Raw genomic sequence first — 17,350 nt, forward strand, 5'->3', positions numbered from 1 at the left:
GCTACCCATGCAACTGGCGTGCGCCAGGCCAGGGCCGCCGTGCAAGGGCCGCCCCGCCGCACTGGCGGCGTCCCCCTGCCCGCGAAGCGAGAGCGGGGGGAAGGCGCGCAGCGCCTCAGGGGGGTGTTCACCTCATGCCCGGCCGATGATGCTCGCCGTGGCCATGAGCTCTTCGAGCAGCGCGAACGACACCTTGCCCGAGGTCATGTAGGGGTCGAACTCGGGCTTCTCGGAATACTTGAGCACGATGGAGTGGTTGAGCTTGGCCAGGTTCACATGGCCCATGGTCCAGCCGCCGAAACGGCGCTCGCAGATTTCCTCGAAGGCCAGCAGCTCCACGTCCTTGTGGCGCGCGTCGCGCTGGATATGGCCGTAGAGATCGCTCACGGCCGCGCGCCCGCCCTCTATGGCCTGCAGGAAGATGCCGCCGCCATAGCACAGCACGCCGGTGATGCCACTGGCCGGGTTGTGCAGGCGCGATTGGGTGAGGATGGCCTCGATGGCCGCGGGCGAGGTGTCCACCGCGCGGCTGACGTAGAGCAGGCGAACCAGCATGGATCAGTTCCTTCCAGGGATAAGGGCCAAAAACTCGCGGCGCAGCGTGGAATTGGTGAGGAACACGCCGCGCATCACGGAGTTGATCATCTTGCTGTCCATCTCGCGCACGCCGCGCCAGGACATGCAGAAGTGGCTGGCCTCCATGACCACGGCCAGGCCGTCGGGCTGGGTCTTTTCCATGATCAGGTCGGCCAGCTGCACCACGGCTTCCTCCTGGATCTGCGGCCGGCCCATGACCCAATCCACCAGGCGCGCGTACTTGGACAGGCCGATGACGTTGGTGTGCTCGTTGGGCAGGATGCCGATCCAGATCTTGCCGATCACCGGGCAGAAATGGTGGCTGCAGGCGCTGCGCACGGTGATCGGGCCGACGATCATCAGCTCGTTCAGATGCTCGGCGTTCGGGAACTCGGTGATCGCCGGGCCGTGCACATAGCGGCCCTTGAACACCTCGTTAAGGTACATCTTGGCCACGCGGCGCGCGGTGTTGCGCGTGTTGTGGTCGCCCGCGGTGTCGATGACCATGCTGTCAAGCACGCCCTGCATCTTGACCTCGACCTCATCGAGCAGTTTCTCCAGCTCACCGGGGTGTATGAACTCGGCAATGTTGTCGTTGGCATGGAAGCGCCGGCGCGCCGCGGCCAGCCGCTCGCGGATCTTGACGGAAACAGGCGTGCCCTCCTCGGGTGCGCTGGCGTTCGTGGGTGCTGCGGATTCTGAAGACATGGCGGCATGGTACCAGCGAATGGCCATCCTGGTTTTATGACTGATTTATGGTCTTTTCGCTTATCTGGCAAGCGTAAACAGCTATATAAATAGTAGCTCAATAGCGATTGCCCGTGACCCACAGTGCCGCGCGCATGAGGCCGAAGGCCATGCGGTCCAGCACCCGTTCGCGCCAGGGCCGCGCCGCGTATTCGTGCGGATCGAGCGGCCGGCCGCCCTCCTCCCGGGCGCGCATCAGGCGCGCGCGCAGTTGCTGGGCGAAGGCCGCGTCGCGCACCACCACGTTGGCCTCGCGCGCCAGCAGCAGCGACAGGGGATCGAGGTTGGATGAGCCCACCGTGGCCCAGGCACGCCGGCCCTGCGCATCCACCACCGCCACCTTGGCATGCAGGAAGCTGGGCTCGTATTCGTAGATCTCCACGCCCGCGGCCAGCAGCGCGCCGTACACCGGCCGCGCCGCATGGTATTGCATGAAATATTCGTAGCGCCCCTGCAACAGCAGCTGCACACGCACGCCGCGGCGCGCCGCCAGCACGAGGGCACGGCGCAGCTTGCCGCCGGGCACGAAGTAGGCGTTGGCAATGATGATCTCGCGCCGTGCCTGGGCGATGGCGCGCAGGTAGGCGCGCTCGATGCGGGTACGGTGGCGCACGTTGTCGCGCAGCAGCAGCGCCGCGCGCATGCCGCGGCGCTCTTGCGCATGCCGCGCGGCCAGGCGCGCCGCACTGGCGGCGCGCAGGTCGGCCAGCGCCAGCGACAGGCGGCGGTGGCGCACGTCGCTCACGGCGCGCATGCGCCACCACAGCTGCTCCATGGTGTCGCTGGCCTGCTGTACCAGGCTGCCCACGGCGCGCACGGCAAAGTCAAAGCGCGGCGCCGCGAGCGCGCCATGATTGGGGTCGTGAAAATCGTCCAGCACATTGATGCCGCCGCAAAACAGCACGCAGCCATCGATCACGCACAGCTTGCGGTGCAGGCGGCGCCAGCGCATGGGCAGCAGCAGCCCGAGCGGCCCCAGCGGCGAGTACACCTCCAGGCGCACGCCCGCCTTGCGCAGGCGCGTGCGCCAGGGCTCGGGCAGGCGGCCCGTGCCCACGCCATCGACCACCAGGTGCACGCGCACGCCGCGCTCGGCCGCGCGCATCAGCGCCTCGGCCACCTGGGCGCTCGCGCCGGTGCAGTCGAAGATGTAGGTCTCGAACTGGATATCGGACAGGGCCGCATCCATGTCGGCGATCAGGGCCGGGAAGAACTCCCGCGCCCCCTCAAGCAGCTGGATCTGGTGGTCTTTGGCTGGTTTAGTCTGGCGCGCCGAGGTGCCCATACTTTCAGAGCCTGAACTCCGCAATCAGCGGCAGGTGGTCCGACATGCGCCACCAGATGCGCCCACGCGGCACCTGCAGGGAGAGCGGCGTGAGCCCGCGCACGTAGACATGGTCCAGCTGCACCATGGGCAGGCGCGCCGGGTAGGTAAGGGTGCGCGCGGTGTCTTCGTGCTCATATAGGCCAAAGCCCGCAAGCATGCGCTTGATCTGCGGCCCCCAGTCGTTGAAGTCGCCGGCCACCACCAGCGGAGCGCCGCCCGGCACCTCGCGCTCTATGAAACGCTGCAGCTGCACCACCTGGCGCAGGCGGCTGCCCGGAATCAGGCCCAGGTGCACGACGATGGCATGCACGCGCCGGCCCTGCACCTCCACCTCCACATGCAGCAGGCCGCGCTGCTCGAAGCGGTGGTCGGATATGTCCTCGTGCTGGTGGCCAATCACGGGCCAGCGCGACAGCAGCGCATTGCCATGCTCGCCATGGCGCGTCCAGGCATTGGTGCGGTAGACGGAGTCATAGCCCTCGGGCGCCAGGTATTCGGCCTGCGAGACACGCGGCCAGCGCTTGAAGTAGGCGGCCTCCTTGCGGTTGAGCCTGCGCACCTCCTGCAGGCAGACGATGTCGGCATCGAGCTGCTCCACCGCCAGGCCCAGGTTGTGGATCTCCAGCCGGCGCACAGGCCCCAGCCCCTGCACACCCTTGTGAATGTTGTAGGTGGCAACGCGCAGGATGCCCGAGTGCTCGGCGGGTAGTTCTATGGGTAGCGCAGTCATCGTCAAACGAAGCGTGGCAGCCAGAGTATGGCCTCGGCATTGGATGGTGAGAAGCAGCGACCCGCCGCGTCGCGCCATGCCATCCAAGCATATGACGTGTGCTCGCGCGGATTCAAGACCACGGGCGTCTCTGGCGGGACGCACAGGCCAAAAACATGCTCGGTGTTCAGGTATACACCGGGCGCATAGCGATGCCGCCACTGGGGGTAAATGGCGTAAACGTTCTCCAGCCCCCAGTCGCGCAGCCGGCAGCCGGGGGCGGCGGCGTCAATGCCGGTCTCCTCCCGCACCTCGCGCGCGGCGGTGGCCGCCAGGTCCTCGGCCAGACTGTCCTTGCTGCCGGTGACCGACTGCCAGAACTCCTCGGCCGCATCGGCGCGGCGGATCAGCAGCACCTGCAGGTCGGCGGTGTGGATCACCACCAGGACCGACTGGGGAATCTTGTACTGCCCGCCCTGCCGCGCCATGGTGTCACTCATCGGCGAAGAAGTCCGGGTCAAGGCGCCTGCACCACCAGCTCGCCGCCACCGAGCCCCCATGCTCGATCATCGGGGCGGCCGGCCGCGGGCGGCAGCTGAGCAGTGGTTTTGCCATGGGTTGACTTTCAAAAAATCAAAGGGCACCCGCGGGCGCCCTTTGATTCTGCAGCAAAGCCAGCCTTACGCCGCAGCCACCGGGTTGCGCAGCCGGATATGCAGCTCGCGCAGTTGCTTCTCGTCCACCGGCGACGGGGCCTGGGTGAGCAGATCCTGCGCACGCTGGGTCTTGGGGAAGGCGATCACGTCGCGGATGGAATCGGCGCCGGTCATCAGCGTGATCAGGCGGTCCAGGCCGAAGGCCAGGCCGCCGTGCGGGGGCGCGCCGTACTGCAGCGCGTCGAGCAGGTAGCCGAACTTGGCGCGCTGGTCCTCGGGGCCGATGTTGAGCGCGGCGAACACCTTGGCCTGCACGTCGGCACGGTGGATACGCACCGAGCCGCCGCCCAGCTCCCAGCCGTTGAGCACCATGTCGTAGGCCTTGGCCAAGCATTTGCCGGGGTCGGTGTCCATCAGGTCCTCGTGGCCGTCCTTGGGTGCGGTGAAGGGGTGGTGCACGGCCACCCAGCGGTTGTCTTCCTCGTCATGCTCGAACATGGGGAAGTCCACCACCCACAGCGGCGCCCAGCGGTCTTCGAACAGGCCGTTCTTCTTGCCGAACTCGCTGTGGCCTATCTTCAGGCGCAGCGCGCCGATGGCGTCGTTGACCACCTTGGCCTTGTCGGCGCCGAAGAACAGCAGGTCGCCGTCCTGCGCGCCGCTGCGCTTCAGGATTTCGGCCAGGGCGGCGTCATGGATGTTCTTCACGATGGGCGACTGCAGGCCGTCGCGCCCCTTGGCCACTTCGTTCACACGGATGTAGGCCAGGCCCTTGGCGCCGTAGATCTTCACGAACTCGGTGTACTGGTCGATCTCGCCACGGCTGATGCCGCCGTTCTCGGCCGAGCCGCCGGGCACGCGCAGGGCCACAACGCGCCCGCCCTGCATGTTGGCGGCGCCCGAGAAGACCTTGAAGTCCACGTCCTTCATCACCTCGGTGAGCTCGGTGAATTCAAGCCGGACGCGCAGGTCGGGCTTGTCCGATCCGAAGCGGGCCATGGCCTCCTGGTAGGCCATGGTGGGGAATTCGCCCAGATCCACCTGCAGCTGCTGCTGGAACACTTCCTTGATCATGCGCTGGAAGATGGCGCGGATCTCCTCCTCATCCAGGAACGAGGTCTCGCAGTCGATCTGCGTGAACTCGGGCTGGCGGTCGGCGCGCAGGTCTTCGTCGCGAAAGCACTTGGTGATCTGGTAGTAGCGGTCGTAGCCGGCCACCATCAGCATCTGCTTGTAGAGCTGGGGCGACTGGGGCAGCGCGAAGAACTGGCCGTCGTGCACGCGGCTGGGCACGAGGTAGTCGCGCGCGCCTTCGGGCGTGCTCTTGCCGAGCATGGGGGTTTCGATGTCAATGAAACCCTCTTTGTCGAGGAAGTTGCGCACCTGGATGGCGGTCTTATAGCGCAGCATCATGTTGCGCTGCATGTGGGGGCGGCGCAGATCCATCACGCGGTGCGTCAGGCGCGTGGTTTCCGACAGGTTCTCGTCGTCCATCTGGAACGGCGGGGTGACGGAGGCATTGAGCACCGTGAGCTCATGGCACAGCACCTCGATCTGGCCGCTTTTCAGCTTGTCATTCGTGGTGCCGGCGGGGCGCGCGCGCACCAGGCCCTTGACCTGTACGCAGAACTCGCCCCGCACGTCCTCGGCCACCTTGAACATCTCGGGGCGGTCGGGGTCGCACACCACCTGCACATAGCCCTCGCGGTCGCGCAGGTCGATGAAGATCACGCCGCCATGGTCGCGGCGACGGTTCACCCAGCCGCACAGGGTGACGGTTTGGCCCATCAGGGCTTCGGTCACAAGACCGCAATATTCAGAGCGCATGGCCATGGTGGATTCTTCCTGCGCCCGCCGTGGGGCGCTGTCGTTCTGGGGGTTTATCGGTCGGTCGCATCCGGGGTGAGCAGGGACGGCGGCGCCACCACACCCATGGACACGATGTACTTGAGCGCGGCATCCACGCTCATCTCAAGCTCGATGCAGTCGCTCTTGCGCACGATGACAAAGTAGCCGCTCGTGGGGTTGGGCGTGGTGGGCACATACACGCTCACGAATTCGTCGCGCAGATAGGCCGCCACCTCGCCGTTGGGTGTGCCGGTGACGAAGGCCACCGTCCACACGCCCTCGCGCGGCCACTGCACCAGCACGGCGGTGCGAAACGCGTTGCCGCTCTCAGAGAACAGCGTGTCCGACACCTGCTTGACGCTCGAATAGATGGAGCGCACCACGGGAATGCGGCTGACCAGGGCATCGCCCCAGGTCACCATCTTGCGTCCGGCGAAGTTGCTGGCAAATGCCCCGACGATGAGCAGGATGGCCAGCGTGAGCAAGACACCGAAGCCCGGGATATGAAAGCCGAGCAGCTTGTCCGGATGCCAGTCCACGGGCAGGATCTGCAGCGTCTGATCGAGCGTGCCCACGATCCAGTTCAGCACCCAGGCGGTGATGACGCCGGGCACGATGACCAGCAGGCCGGTAAAAAGCCATTTGCGCAGTGCAGCCATGGAAATTTTCAGCCTTATGCGTCGGAACTGGCTGTAGCGCTTGCTGGCGCAGCGCTTGAAGCTTCTGTTTTAGGAGCATCCTGCCCTGCAGGTGCGGCGCTGGCCGTGTTGCTGGCACCGCCGCTGCCGCCACGGAAGTCGGTCACATACCAGCCCGATCCCTTGAGCTGAAAGCCCGCCGCCGTCACCTGTTTGGCAAAGGTCTGCGCGCCGCAGGCCGGGCAGTCGGTCAGGGGGGCATCGGACATCTTTTGCAGCACGTCCTTGGCATGGCCACAGGTGCCGCATTGGTAGGCGTAAATAGGCATTGCGAGGAAACGCGAAAAATGTGCAAAGCCGGCGATTATAGGTAGACGCGACCAAATCGGTTGGCGCGCCTTACTCCACCCCCACCACGCGGTGATGGGGCGCGCGCGTGCTGCGCACCATCTGCGGCGCCAGCGAGCCAGCCACCATGCCGAACACGGCGGACAACAGGCCGGCCAGCTGCTGCGGAAAGGCCTCATGCAGCGCGGGCGTGAGCATGAACACCAGCCACACGCCAATGCCCAGCGCCACGGCGCACACCGCGCCCTGGGTGTTGGCGCGCTTCCAGTACAGGCCGAACACCAGGGGCACGAAGGCCCCCACCAGCGGCACCTGGTAGGCGCTGGATACCAGTTCATAGATGGGCGTGCCCTCCATCTTGATGGAATAGAGCAGCACACCCGCGGCGAAGACCAGCACGCTGATGCGCATGGTCAGCAGCTTTTCCCGATCGCTGATGTGCTCGGGACGGAACTGGCGCCAGATGTTCTCGGTAAACGTCACGCTGGGCGCCAGCAGCGTGGCCGAGGCGCAGGACTTGATGGCCGACAGCAGGGCGCCGAAGAACAGCACCTGCATGGTCAGCGGCATTCTTTCCATGACCAGAGTGGGCAGCACCTTTTGCGGATCTTCCTTGAGCAGATCGGCGGTCTGCTCGGGCATGATGAGGAGCGCGCTGGCCACCAGGAACATGGGCACGAAGGCAAACAGGATGTAGGCCGAGCCACCGATCACCGTGCCATGCGTGGCCGCCTTTTCGGTATTCGCCGACATCACGCGCTGGAACACGTCCTGCTGCGGGATCGAGCCCAGCATCATGGTGATGGCGGCGCCGAAGAAGAACAGCACCTCATGCCAGGTCGGCTCGGGCCAGAAGCGCAGCATGTCGCGGCTGGTGATCAGGTTCACCACCTTGTCCGCCCCGCCCGCCATGTCGGCAGCGAACCAGGACAGGATCACCAGGCCCAGCACCAGGATGATCATCTGGATGAAATCGGTAACGGCCACCGACCACATGCCGCCCCACAGCGTATACACAAGAATGGACAGCACGCCAATGACCATGCCCCAGGGAATGCTCACCGCACCACCCGACAGCAGGTTGAACACCAGGCCCAGCGCCGTGACCTGCGCCGACACCCAGCCCAGGTAGCTGAGCATGATAATCAGCGAGCAGATGATCTCCACCACCCGGCCATAGCGCTCGCGGTAGTAGTCGCTGATGGTCAGCAGCGTCATGCGGTAGAGCTTGGCCGCAAAGAACAGGCCCACGAGGATCAGGCACATGCCGGCGCCAAACGGGTCCTCGACCACGGCATTCAGCCCCCCCTTGATGAACTTGGCCGGCACGCCCAGCACGATCTCGGAGCCGAACCACGTGGCGAAGGTGGTGGTGATGATCATGTACATGGGCAAGTGGCGCCCGGCGATCGCGAAATCGGCCGTGTTCTTCACCCGCTGGGCGGCCCACAGGCCGATACCGATGGTGACAAACAGATAGGCAATCACCATGAAGAGCAACACGTGGCAACTCCTGAGGAAGAAAGTGGGAGGGGTTAAATGAAATGCACGCGCACGTACAGCTGCATGGCCAGCAGGCCCAGCACGAAGCCCAGGCTGCCATAGATGATGCCTTGCAGCAGCCGGTTGGTGCGCCTCTGGGCAACGAGCAGCTCCTGCAGCTCGACCCGGTTGTCATGCGGGCGCTGGCGCAGGAAGTCGTGCAGCAGGCGCGGCAGGTCGGGCAGGATCTTGGCGTAGTGCGGCGCCTCGGCCTTGAACTCGCGCCACAGGCGCTGGGGGCCTAGCTGTTCCAACATCCACTTTTCCAGGAACGGCTTGGCCGTGCTCCACAGGTCCAGGTCCGGGTCGAGCTGGCGCCCCAGGCCCTCGATGTTGAGCAGGGTCTTCTGCAGCAGTACCAGCTGCGGCTGGATCTCCACCTGGAAGCGCCGCGAGGTCTGGAACAGGCGCAAGAGCACCATGCCCAGCGAGATTTCCTTGAGCGGGCGGTCGAAGTACGGCTCGCACACCGTGCGTATGGCCGCCTCCAGATCGGTCACGCGCGTATTCGCGGGCACCCAGCCGCTTTCTATGTGCAGCTCGGCCACGCGCTTGTAGTCGCGGCGGAAGAAGGCCGTGAAGTTCTGCGCCAGGTATTCCTTGTCGAATTCGGTCAGCGTGCCCACGATGCCGAAGTCGAGCGAGATGTAGCGCCCGAAGTGGGCCGAATCCAGGCTGACCTGGATGTTGCCCGGGTGCATGTCGGCATGAAAGAACCCGTCGCGGAACACCTGGGTGAAGAAGATCGTCACACCATCGCGCGCCAGCCTCGGAATATCGACGCCGGCCGCGCGCAGGCGCTCTACCTGGCTGATGGGCACGCCGTTCATGCGCTCCATCACCATCACGTCGGCATGGCAGAGGTCCCAGAACACCTCGGGGACGAGCACCAGATCCAGCCCCTCCATGTTGCGCCGCAGCTGGGCCGCGTTGGCGGCCTCGCGCACCAGGTCCAACTCGTCGTGCAGGTAGTTGTCGAACTCCGCCACCACCTCGCGCGGCTTCAGGCGCTTGCCGTCGGCCGACAGGCCCTCGACCCAGCCGGCCATCATGCGCATCAGCGCCAGGTCCTTGTCGATCACGGGCAGCATGCCCGGGCGCAACACCTTCACGGCGACCTCGCGCTCGCGGCCGCCCCGGTCGCGGATCACCGCGAAATGCACCTGGGCGATGGAAGCGCTGGCCACCGGCTCGCGCTCGAAGGACACGAAGATCTCGCCTATCGAGCGGCGAAACGAGCGCTCAATGGTGGCGATGGCGATGTCCGAGTCGAAGGGCGGCACGCGGTCCTGCAGCAGCGCCAGCTCGTCGGCGATGTCGGGCGGCATCAGGTCGCGCCTGGTGGACAGCACCTGGCCGAACTTCACGAAGATCGGCCCCAGGCGTTCCAGCGCCTCGCGCAGGCGCTGGCCGCGCGGCGCATCCAGCCTGCGCCCGATGGTGATCACGCGCGTGAGGACGCGCAGCCACGGGTGCTTGAAGCTGGACAGCACCAGCTCATCGAGCCCGTAGCGCAACACCACCCAGACGATGGCGATGCCCCGAAAAACGCGGCTCATAGACGCATGCGATCCGAAGAGCCAGGGCCCTGGCCCGCCATGCGCCCACCCACGAAGCGGCTCAGCGCATCCGCGATCCGGGTGGCCACCGAGGCCACGGCCCGCGCCGGCACATCGCCGATCACGCGCGCCAGGTCTTCCTCCACATCCCAGCGCACATGGTCCACGAGCCAGTTGATCTCGCCGGCCAGCTGCACGTCGCCTTCGATGCGAATGGTGGGCTTGTCGCCGCGCAGGGCGCCCCTGGCCAGCGACAGCGGCGAGGTCTCGGACACCTCCAGCCGCAAATCGGGCGCCACGCCCTGCGGCGCAAGATCGAGCAGCCCGGCGGGCGTGACCTGCAGGGCCATGGAATACGCGCGCCACTGCACCAGCGACACACGGCCGCGCTGGCGCTCCAGGCGCTCCATGGCCTCTCTTTCCTGCATCAGGACATGGTTGAGGAACAGCACCACGCGGTGCTGCAGCTCATGCACCAGCCATGCGGGAGGCTGGGGGCCGGCCAGAACGCGCTCGAGAAACCCGTTCAGGAAAGAAAAAGGGGACTGTGTTGCCATAGTCCCCGATTATCTGATCATTCGCCAAGGCAGCTGCCGCACGGCGGTTTTTCCACCGCCCGCGGCGCCACGCTGGCACTGCCCCGGCTTACTGCAGCGCCTGCAGGCCGGCGACCAGCCAGCCGCTCGCGCCGCTCTTGGGCTTGGTCATGTTCCAGACCTCGCGGAACGGGCTCGGGCCGGCCGAGGGCTCCTCGCGGATCATGCCGGAGAACTCCACGCTGGCCATGTAGCCGTCACCCAGGTCCTCGATGCCGAGCAGTTGCGCCTCCAGGATCACCACCTCCGTGTGGTTGGGATGTGCGTCACCGCGGTGCGATTCGCGCTCGTTCAACTGCGAGCGGATCTCGTCGAGCATGCTGTCGGTCATCATGGAGCGCAGCGTGGCGATGTCGGACTTGTCCCAGGCGGCCTGCAGCGTGGTGAAGTTGCGCTTGGCGGCGGCCAGAAAGCCCTCGGCATCGAAACCCTCGGGCACGCCCCAGTTCTGCGAGCCGGCCAGGGCCGAGCCGATCATGCTGGCTCCGCCCTGCTGCGGGCTGGCAGAAAACTGCTCCCACGGGCGTGCGGACGCGTCGTTGCCCACCTTCTCGGGGTTGTACTGGCGCGGCATCTGCACATCAACAGGCGCCGGCGCGCCCGCGCCCTGGAAGGCAAACGGCGCACCGCCGGCCGCTGCCGCCGCAGGCTTACGCGCACGCATCACCATGCCGATGACGACAAAGGCCAGCAGAGCCAGCAAGGCGATCAGGAGGAAGTTGCCGAACGCCGCGCCCAGGCCCAGCGAGTTGGCCAGCCATGCCAGGCCCAGGCCCGCGGCCAGGCCGCCCAGCATGGCGCCCCAGGGCTTCTTGGGCGCCGCCGCCGCGGCGTTGGGCGCGGCTGCGGGCTTGGCTGCGGCGCTGTTGGTGGCGTTCTGTGCCGGTGCGGCAGGTGCTGCGGGGGACGCAGCCTCGCGCTGGGTCACATTGCTGGACTGCTTGCCTATGGATTTACCTCCGCCCATGCGACGGGCATCGGCATCCAGATGCACGACCGACAGCATGGCGACCAGGATGACTGACCACAGTTTCATGGCGTTACTCCAAAGTATTGATGGTTTTGAAAATTGATCGCGCCTCAGCACTTGATTCCAACATGCAAGGCGGCAATGCCGCCGGTCATGTTGTGATAGTCCACATGGCCAAAGCCACTTTGCTGCATAAGGGCTTTGAGCTCCTCCTGGCCCGGATGCATGCGGATCGACTCGGCCAGGTAGCGATAACTGGAGTCGTCCCCCGCCACCAGCTTGCCCAGGCGCGGCAGCACCTGGAAGGAATACCAGTCGTAGGCCTTCTCCAGCGGCTTGGCCACCCTGGAGAACTCCAGCACCAGCAGGCGCCCGCGGGGTTTCAGCACGCGGCACATCTCGCGCAGGGCGGCGTCCTTGTGCGTCATGTTGCGCAGGCCGAAGGCCACGCTGACCAGATCGAAATGATTGTCAGGGAACGGCAGCTGCTCGGCGTCGCACACCAGCGTGGGCAGCACCACTCCCTGGTTGATCAGGCGGTCGCGCCCCACGCGCAACATCGCCTCGTTGATGTCGGTGTGCACCACCTGGCCCGTGGCGCCGACCTTTTTGGCGAACGCCAGCGACAGGTCGCCCGTGCCGCCCGCAATGTCCAGCACCTGGTCGCCCTCGCGCAGGTTGGCCACCATCACGGCGTAGGCCTTCCAGGCGCGGTGCAGCCCGGCCGACATCAGGTCGTTCATCAGGTCGTACTTGGGCGCCACCGAGTCGAACACGCCGCGCACATGGCGCGCCTTGTCTTTTTCGTCGACGGTTTCAAATCCGAAATGCGTGGTACTCATACAGCGATGCATCCTATGGGCGTGCGCGCCCGCAGTACAGCGACAACCCCGCGCCTGCGTAGGACATGTGTCGCAAAAAAGAAAAGACTTACAGCGCTTACAGATCAAGCGCAAGCAGCTATGGCGAAGATAGCACTAATGGCCGGAGCAGGCCGATTTCTGCGCCTTGGGCAGCATGGGCGCATCGCGCTCCAGGCCGGCATCCTGCAGGCGCTGCAGGTAACGCTGCCACAGGGCATCCTGATCCCGCCCAAGCTCGTAGAGATAGGCCCAGGTATAGATGCCGCTGCCATGCCCGTCGGAGAACGTCGGCTGTATGGCGTAGTTGCCCACGGGCTGCAGGTCCACCAGGCAGACGTCGCGCTTGCCCGTTTGCAGCACCTCCTGCCCGGGGCCATGGCCCATGACCTCGGCCGAAGGGGAATACACGCGCATCAGCTCGAAGGGGATGCGCAAATGCGCACCGTCGGAATACACCAGTTCCAGCACGCGCGACTGCTCATGCACGGTGATGGATTGGGGTGTGGGCGCGCCAGCCGTCAGTCCTGCCATGGATTTCATCCTCATGCCTTTTTGGCATCAAACGCCCGCACAACAAGCGCGAGCAGCTATCAGTTCAATAACATCATGCGACGGCCTGCCCAGCCCAGCGCTCCAGGCGCTCGCGCATCAACCGGTGCAGCGCCGGCAGCTGAGCGACCACCTGGGCCTCGCGCGCGGTGTCGCGCTCGCGCTGCGCCGCAGCCCACACGGGCGCCGGGAAATGGCTGTCCCAGGCGAAGCGCGCAATCACATGCCAATGCAGGTGCGGCACCACGTTGCCCAGGGCAGCCAGGTTGATCTTGGTGGGCTGCAACTGCTCACGCAACACCTGCTCGACCAGGCTGACGGCTTGCATGCAGTGCTGACGCTCATCGCCGGACAAGTCTGAAAACTCCGCCGCATGCGCATTCCAGATGACGCGGTAGAAGGCCGGGAAGCCCGCCTCATCGGCGCGGATCACGCGCAAATGTGCGCCGCGCCAGACCGGCTGGCCGCCGTCGGTGTCGCACAGCACGCAGCTCACACGAGAACCCTTTCAATGCCGCCGGCGTTGGCGCGCGCCACGTATTCGGGCAGCCAGTTCTGGCCCAGGATCTGCTTGGCCATCTCGACCACGATGTAGTCGGCCTCCAGCAGGCCCGTGGATAGATCGTTCTCGTAGCGCGAGATGCCCTGCAGGCAGCTGGGGCAGCTGGTCAGGATCTTCACGTTGTCCTGCGCGCCCACGGCGCCCGTGCTGCGCAACTGCGCCTCGCCCTTCCTGATCTCCTCGGTCTTGCGGAAGCGCACCTGGGTGGACACGTCCGGGCGCGACACGCCCAGCGTGCCCGATTCGCCGCAGCAGCGCTCGCTCTTCAAGACCTTGTCGCCCACCAGCGCGCGCACGGTCTGCATGGAGTCGCCCTGCTTCATGGGGTTGTGGCAGGGCTCGTGGTAGAGGTAGCCGCCCTGGCCCGCCGGGAGCGTGATGCCCTTTTCCAGCAGGTATTCATGAATGTCGACGATGCGGCTGCCGGGGAAGATCTTGTCGAATTCGTAGCCCTGCAGCTGGTCATAGCAGGTGCCGCAGGAGACGACGACGGTCTTGATGTCCAGGTAGTTCAGCGTGGTCGCCACACGGTGGAACAGCACGCGGTTGTCGGTGATCATCTTCTCGGCCTTGTCCGAGAGACCGTTGCCGCGCTGCGGGTAGCCGCAGCACAGGTAGCCCGGCGGCAGCACGGTCTGTACGCCGGCATGCCAGAGCATGGCCTGCGTCGCCAGGCCCACCTGGGAAAACAGCCGCTCGGAGCCGCAGCCGGGGAAATAGAACACGGCCTCGGAATCCGCGCTCGTCTGCGGGTCGCGGATGATGGGCACGTAGTCCTTGTTCTCGATGTCCAGCAGCGCGCGTGCGGTCTTCGTCGGCAGGCCGCCAGGCAGCTTCTTGTTGACGAAGTGGATCACCTGCTCCTTGATGGGCGCGCGGCCCACGGTGGCCGGCGGGCGCGCCGTCTGCACGCGGCTCACGCTGCGCAGCGCATCCACCGCCAGGCGCTGAGCCTTGAAGCCGACATTCACCATGCCCGCGCGCAGCACATTGATGGTGCCGGGGTTGGTGGCGTTGAGCATGGCCATGGCCAGCTTGTTGCCCGGGCGCCAGCTCTTCTTGTCCATCTTCACCAGCAGGCTGCGCATGGCCATGGTCACGTCGCCAAAGTCGATCTTCACCGGGCAAGGGTTGTAGCACTTGTGGCAGATGGTGCAGTGGTCGGCCACGTCCTCGAACTCCTGCCAGTGGTGGCTGGAGATGCCGCGGCGCGTCTGCTCCTCGTACAAAAAGGCCTCGGCCAGCAGCGAGGTGGCCAGGATCTTGTTGCGCGGGCTGTACAGCAGGTTGGCGCGCGGCACGTGGGTGGAGCACACGGGCTTGCACTTGCCGCAGCGCAGGCAGTCCTTGACGCTGGCGACAATGTCGCCGATGTCGCTCTGCTGCATGATGAGCGACTCGTAGCCCATCAGGCCGAAGCTGGGCGTGTAGGCATTGGTCAGGTCGGCGAACAGCAGCGAGGTGCGCGCACCCTTATGAGCCGTATTGGCCTGCAGCGCTTGCTGGCTCTGCGCCAGCAGCTCCTGATTTCGTAGCAGCTTGCCTCGATTGAAGCGCCCGTGCGGGTCCACCTTGCGCTTGTATTCGGCAAACGGCGCCAATTCCTCGTCGGTCAGGAATTCCAGCTTGGTGATGCCAATGCCGTGCTCGCCCGAGATCACGCCGTCCAGGCTGCGCGCCAGCACCATGATGCGCGCCACCGCCTCGTGCGCAGTCTGCAGCATGGCGTAGTTGTCGCTGTGCACGGGGATGTTGGTGTGCACGTTGCCATCGCCCGCGTGCATGTGCAGCGCCACCCACACGCGGCCGCGCAGCACGCGCTGCTGCACCTCGCCCAGGGCCTGCATCAGCGGCTCGAAGTCGCTGCCGGTGAAGATGTTGCGCAGCGGGTCGCGGATCTGCGTCTTCCAGCTGGCGCGCAGGCGGTGGTCCTGCAGCTGCGGGAACAGCTCCTGCACGCGCCGCAGCCAGTCCTGCCAGAGCGCGCGCGTCTCGCGCACCAGGGCCAGTGCCAGCGTCAGCTTTTCCTCCAGCAGCTCGGGGGAAGGCAGCTCGCCGCTCGCCCCGGGCTTGCCCAGCGGCAGGTTGCCGCGGGTCAGGAAGTCCTCCAGCGCATCGGCCAGCTCGATCTTGTTGCGCAGGCTCAGCTCGATGTTGATGCGCTCGATGCCGTCGGTGTACTCCGCCATGCGCGGCAGCGGGATCACCACGTCCTCGTTGATCTTGAAGGCGTTGGTGTGGCGGCTGATGGCCGCGGTCTTCTTGCGGTCGGCCCAGAACTTCTTGCGCGCCTCGGCGCTCACCGCCGTGAAGCCCTCGCCCGAGCGCGAGTTGGCGATGCGCACCACCTCGGCGGCGGCGCGGGCCACGGCGTCGGGGTCGTCGCCCACGATGTCGCCCACCAGCAGCATCTTGGGCAGGCCACCGCGCTTGGACTTGGTGGTGTAGCCCACGGCCTTGAGGTAGCGGTCGTCCAGATGCTCCAGGCCGGCCAGCAGCACGCCCGAGCGCTTTTGCTCGGCGAACATGAAGTCCTTGATCTCCACGATGCTGGGCACGGCGTCCTTGGCATTGCCGAAGAACTCCAGGCACACGGTGCGTGTGTGCTCGGGCATGCGGTGCACGATCCAGCGCGCGCTGGTGATCAGGCCGTCGGTGCCCTCCTTCTGCACGCCCGGCAGGCCGGCGAGGAACTTGTCCGTCACGTCCTTACCCAGCCCCTCCTTGCGGAAGGTCCTGCCGGGGATGTCCAGGCGCTCGGTGCGGATGGGTGTCTTGCCGTCGGCCTGGAAGTACTGCAGTTCAAAGCTCGCCAGCTCGGCGTCGTGGATCTTGCCCAGGTTGTGCTGCAGGCGCGTGACCTCCAGCCACTGGCCCTCGGGCGTGACCATGCGCCAGCTCGCCAGGTTGTCCAGCGCCGTGCCCCACAGCACGGCCTTCTTGCCGCCGGCGTTCATGGCGATGTTGCCGCCGATGCACGAGGCCTCGGCACTGGTCGGGTCCACGGCGAACACGAAGCCGGCTGCTTCGGCCGCATCGGCCACGCGCTGGGTGACCACGCCGGCCTCGGTCCAGATGGTGGCCACTTCCTGCTCCACGCCCGGCAGCCGGCGCATCTGCACCTCGGTCATGGCCTCGAGCTTCTCGGTGTTGATGACGGCGCTGCGCCAGGTGAGCGGAACCGCGCCCCCCGTGTAGCCGGTGCCGCCCCCGCGCGGGATGATGGTCAGCTCCAGCTCGATGCAGGCCTTGACCAGCGCGGCCATCTCGGCCTCGGTGTCGGGCGTGAGCACGACGAAGGGGAACTCCACGCGCCAGTCGGTGGCGTCGGTGACGTGGCTGACGCGCGAGAGCCCGTCGAACTTGATGTTGTCTTTCGCCGTGTGCCTGCCCAGGCGCTTTTCCACCTGCCGGCGCAGCCCGGCGATCTCCACCAGGGTGGCGTCGAACTCGGCAATGGCGCGGTTCGCGGCCTCGACCAGCTGGCCCACGCGGCGGTCGCGCGCGGCATCTTCCTGCGGCTGGCGGCGTTTTTCGATCTCGCCCATGCGGTGCCGCATGGCGTCCACCAGCATCCTGCGCCGATCCGGGTTGTGGATCAGGTCGTCCTGCAGGTAGGGATTACGCTGCACGACCCAGATGTCGCCCAGCACCTCGTAGAGCATGCGCGCCGAGCGGCCCGTGCGGCGTTCGCGGCGCAGCTGGTCGAGCACGCCCCAGGCATCGTGGCCCAGCAGGCGGATGACGATTTCCCGGTCGGAAAACGAGGTGTAGTTGTAGGGGATCTCGCGCAGGCGCACGGGCTCTGGGCCCGCCGCCTGCAGCGCGGCCAGCGCTATCGGTGCATTCATGGGAGTCAA

The 17,350-nt window shown here is 66.2% G+C and carries 17 protein-coding genes; all 17 read right to left on the reverse strand.

The genetic code is table 11. The features are described 5' to 3' along the window. Positions 1–132: 132 nt before the first annotated feature. The gene (locus P7644_RS16115; RefSeq protein WP_404300257.1) at positions 133–555 is read right to left on the reverse strand and encodes a BLUF domain-containing protein; all 423 of its coding nucleotides are present in this window, start codon (positions 553–555) and stop codon (positions 133–135) included. A 3-nt stretch (positions 556–558) separates the two neighbouring features. Continuing rightward, positions 559–1,284, reverse strand: a complete 726-nt coding sequence (gene folE, locus P7644_RS16120) for a GTP cyclohydrolase I (protein WP_404300258.1) — start codon at positions 1,282–1,284, stop codon at positions 559–561. Positions 1,285–1,381: 97 nt separating this feature from the next. Next, entirely contained in the window at positions 1,382–2,608 is a 1,227-nt protein-coding gene (gene clsB, locus P7644_RS16125; protein WP_404300259.1) for a cardiolipin synthase ClsB, read from the reverse strand. Positions 2,609–2,612: 4 nt separating this feature from the next. Next, entirely contained in the window at positions 2,613–3,380 is a 768-nt protein-coding gene (locus P7644_RS16130; RefSeq protein WP_404300260.1) for an endonuclease/exonuclease/phosphatase family protein, read from the reverse strand. 2 nt (positions 3,381–3,382) lie between these two features. Next, positions 3,383–3,847, reverse strand: a complete 465-nt coding sequence (gene nudB / locus P7644_RS16135; RefSeq protein WP_404303230.1) for a dihydroneopterin triphosphate diphosphatase — start codon at positions 3,845–3,847, stop codon at positions 3,383–3,385. 4 nt (positions 3,848–3,851) lie between these two features. Further along, a complete protein-coding gene (locus P7644_RS16140; protein ID WP_404300261.1) occupies positions 3,852–3,974 on the reverse strand; it encodes a hypothetical protein in 123 nt (40 codons plus the stop codon). Between the two features lie 65 nt (positions 3,975–4,039). Beyond that, entirely contained in the window at positions 4,040–5,848 is a 1,809-nt protein-coding gene (aspS, locus tag P7644_RS16145) for an aspartate--tRNA ligase (RefSeq protein ID WP_404300262.1), read from the reverse strand. A gap of 47 nt (positions 5,849–5,895) precedes the next feature. Then, positions 5,896–6,522 (reverse strand): DUF502 domain-containing protein, encoded by a 627-nt coding sequence (locus P7644_RS16150; protein WP_404300263.1) that lies wholly within the window; start codon positions 6,520–6,522, stop codon positions 5,896–5,898. A 14-nt stretch (positions 6,523–6,536) separates the two neighbouring features. Next, positions 6,537–6,830, reverse strand: coding sequence for an FmdB family zinc ribbon protein (locus P7644_RS16155; RefSeq protein WP_404300264.1), 294 nt, complete (start codon positions 6,828–6,830; stop codon positions 6,537–6,539). A 70-nt stretch (positions 6,831–6,900) separates the two neighbouring features. After that, positions 6,901–8,352, reverse strand: coding sequence for a sodium:solute symporter family protein (locus P7644_RS16160; protein WP_404300265.1), 1,452 nt, complete (start codon positions 8,350–8,352; stop codon positions 6,901–6,903). 32 nt (positions 8,353–8,384) lie between these two features. Further along, on the reverse strand, positions 8,385–9,950 hold the full coding sequence (gene ubiB, locus P7644_RS16165) for a ubiquinone biosynthesis regulatory protein kinase UbiB (RefSeq protein WP_404300266.1): 1,566 nt from the start codon (positions 9,948–9,950) through the stop codon (positions 8,385–8,387). Continuing rightward, on the reverse strand, positions 9,947–10,507 hold the full coding sequence (locus P7644_RS16170; protein WP_404300267.1) for a hypothetical protein: 561 nt from the start codon (positions 10,505–10,507) through the stop codon (positions 9,947–9,949). The genes ubiB and P7644_RS16170 overlap by 4 nt, the downstream gene beginning before the upstream one ends. Positions 10,508–10,595: 88 nt before the next feature. After that, on the reverse strand, positions 10,596–11,582 hold the full coding sequence (locus P7644_RS16175) for a Tim44 domain-containing protein (protein ID WP_404300268.1): 987 nt from the start codon (positions 11,580–11,582) through the stop codon (positions 10,596–10,598). Between the two features lie 44 nt (positions 11,583–11,626). Next, entirely contained in the window at positions 11,627–12,358 is a 732-nt protein-coding gene (gene ubiE, locus P7644_RS16180) for a bifunctional demethylmenaquinone methyltransferase/2-methoxy-6-polyprenyl-1,4-benzoquinol methylase UbiE (RefSeq protein ID WP_404300269.1), read from the reverse strand. A gap of 135 nt (positions 12,359–12,493) precedes the next feature. Then, positions 12,494–12,910 carry a gamma-butyrobetaine hydroxylase-like domain-containing protein gene (locus P7644_RS16185; RefSeq protein WP_404300270.1) on the reverse strand — a complete coding sequence of 139 codons (417 nt, stop codon included), beginning with the start codon at positions 12,908–12,910 and terminating at the stop codon, positions 12,494–12,496. Between the two features lie 73 nt (positions 12,911–12,983). Further along, positions 12,984–13,424, reverse strand: a complete 441-nt coding sequence (locus P7644_RS16190) for an HIT family protein (protein WP_404300271.1) — start codon at positions 13,422–13,424, stop codon at positions 12,984–12,986. Further along, a complete protein-coding gene (locus P7644_RS16195) occupies positions 13,421–17,341 on the reverse strand; it encodes a DUF3683 domain-containing protein (protein ID WP_404300272.1) in 3,921 nt (1,306 codons plus the stop codon). Before P7644_RS16195 ends, P7644_RS16190 begins: the two co-directional genes overlap by 4 nt. Positions 17,342–17,350: the final 9 nt, after the last annotated feature.

Origin of the sequence: Alicycliphilus denitrificans (genome assembly GCF_044792555.1) — a bacterium.
Taxonomy (GTDB): domain Bacteria; phylum Pseudomonadota; class Gammaproteobacteria; order Burkholderiales; family Burkholderiaceae_C; genus Alicycliphilus; species Alicycliphilus denitrificans_A.

Excerpts from the sequence above, each read along its gene's own strand:
- P7644_RS16115 (WP_404300257.1), bottom strand. The coding sequence starts at position 555 with ATGCTGGTTCGCCTGCTCTACGTCAGCCGCGCGGTGGACACCTCGCCC.
- folE (WP_404300258.1), bottom strand. The coding sequence starts at position 1,284 with ATGTCTTCAGAATCCGCAGCACCCACGAACGCCAGCGCACCCGAGGAG.
- clsB (WP_404300259.1), bottom strand. The coding sequence starts at position 2,608 with ATGGGCACCTCGGCGCGCCAGACTAAACCAGCCAAAGACCACCAGATC.
- P7644_RS16130 (WP_404300260.1), bottom strand. The coding sequence starts at position 3,380 with ATGACTGCGCTACCCATAGAACTACCCGCCGAGCACTCGGGCATCCTG.
- nudB (WP_404303230.1), bottom strand. The coding sequence starts at position 3,847 with ATGGCGCGGCAGGGCGGGCAGTACAAGATTCCCCAGTCGGTCCTGGTG.
- P7644_RS16140 (WP_404300261.1), bottom strand. The coding sequence starts at position 3,974 with ATGGCAAAACCACTGCTCAGCTGCCGCCCGCGGCCGGCCGCCCCGATG.
- aspS (WP_404300262.1), bottom strand. The coding sequence starts at position 5,848 with ATGGCCATGCGCTCTGAATATTGCGGTCTTGTGACCGAAGCCCTGATG.
- P7644_RS16150 (WP_404300263.1), bottom strand. The coding sequence starts at position 6,522 with ATGGCTGCACTGCGCAAATGGCTTTTTACCGGCCTGCTGGTCATCGTG.
- P7644_RS16155 (WP_404300264.1), bottom strand. The coding sequence starts at position 6,830 with ATGCCTATTTACGCCTACCAATGCGGCACCTGTGGCCATGCCAAGGAC.
- ubiB (WP_404300266.1), bottom strand. The coding sequence starts at position 9,950 with ATGAGCCGCGTTTTTCGGGGCATCGCCATCGTCTGGGTGGTGTTGCGC.
- P7644_RS16170 (WP_404300267.1), bottom strand. The coding sequence starts at position 10,507 with ATGGCAACACAGTCCCCTTTTTCTTTCCTGAACGGGTTTCTCGAGCGC.
- P7644_RS16175 (WP_404300268.1), bottom strand. The coding sequence starts at position 11,582 with ATGAAACTGTGGTCAGTCATCCTGGTCGCCATGCTGTCGGTCGTGCAT.
- ubiE (WP_404300269.1), bottom strand. The coding sequence starts at position 12,358 with ATGAGTACCACGCATTTCGGATTTGAAACCGTCGACGAAAAAGACAAG.
- P7644_RS16185 (WP_404300270.1), bottom strand. The coding sequence starts at position 12,910 with ATGGCAGGACTGACGGCTGGCGCGCCCACACCCCAATCCATCACCGTG.
- P7644_RS16195 (WP_404300272.1), bottom strand. The coding sequence starts at position 17,341 with ATGAATGCACCGATAGCGCTGGCCGCGCTGCAGGCGGCGGGCCCAGAG.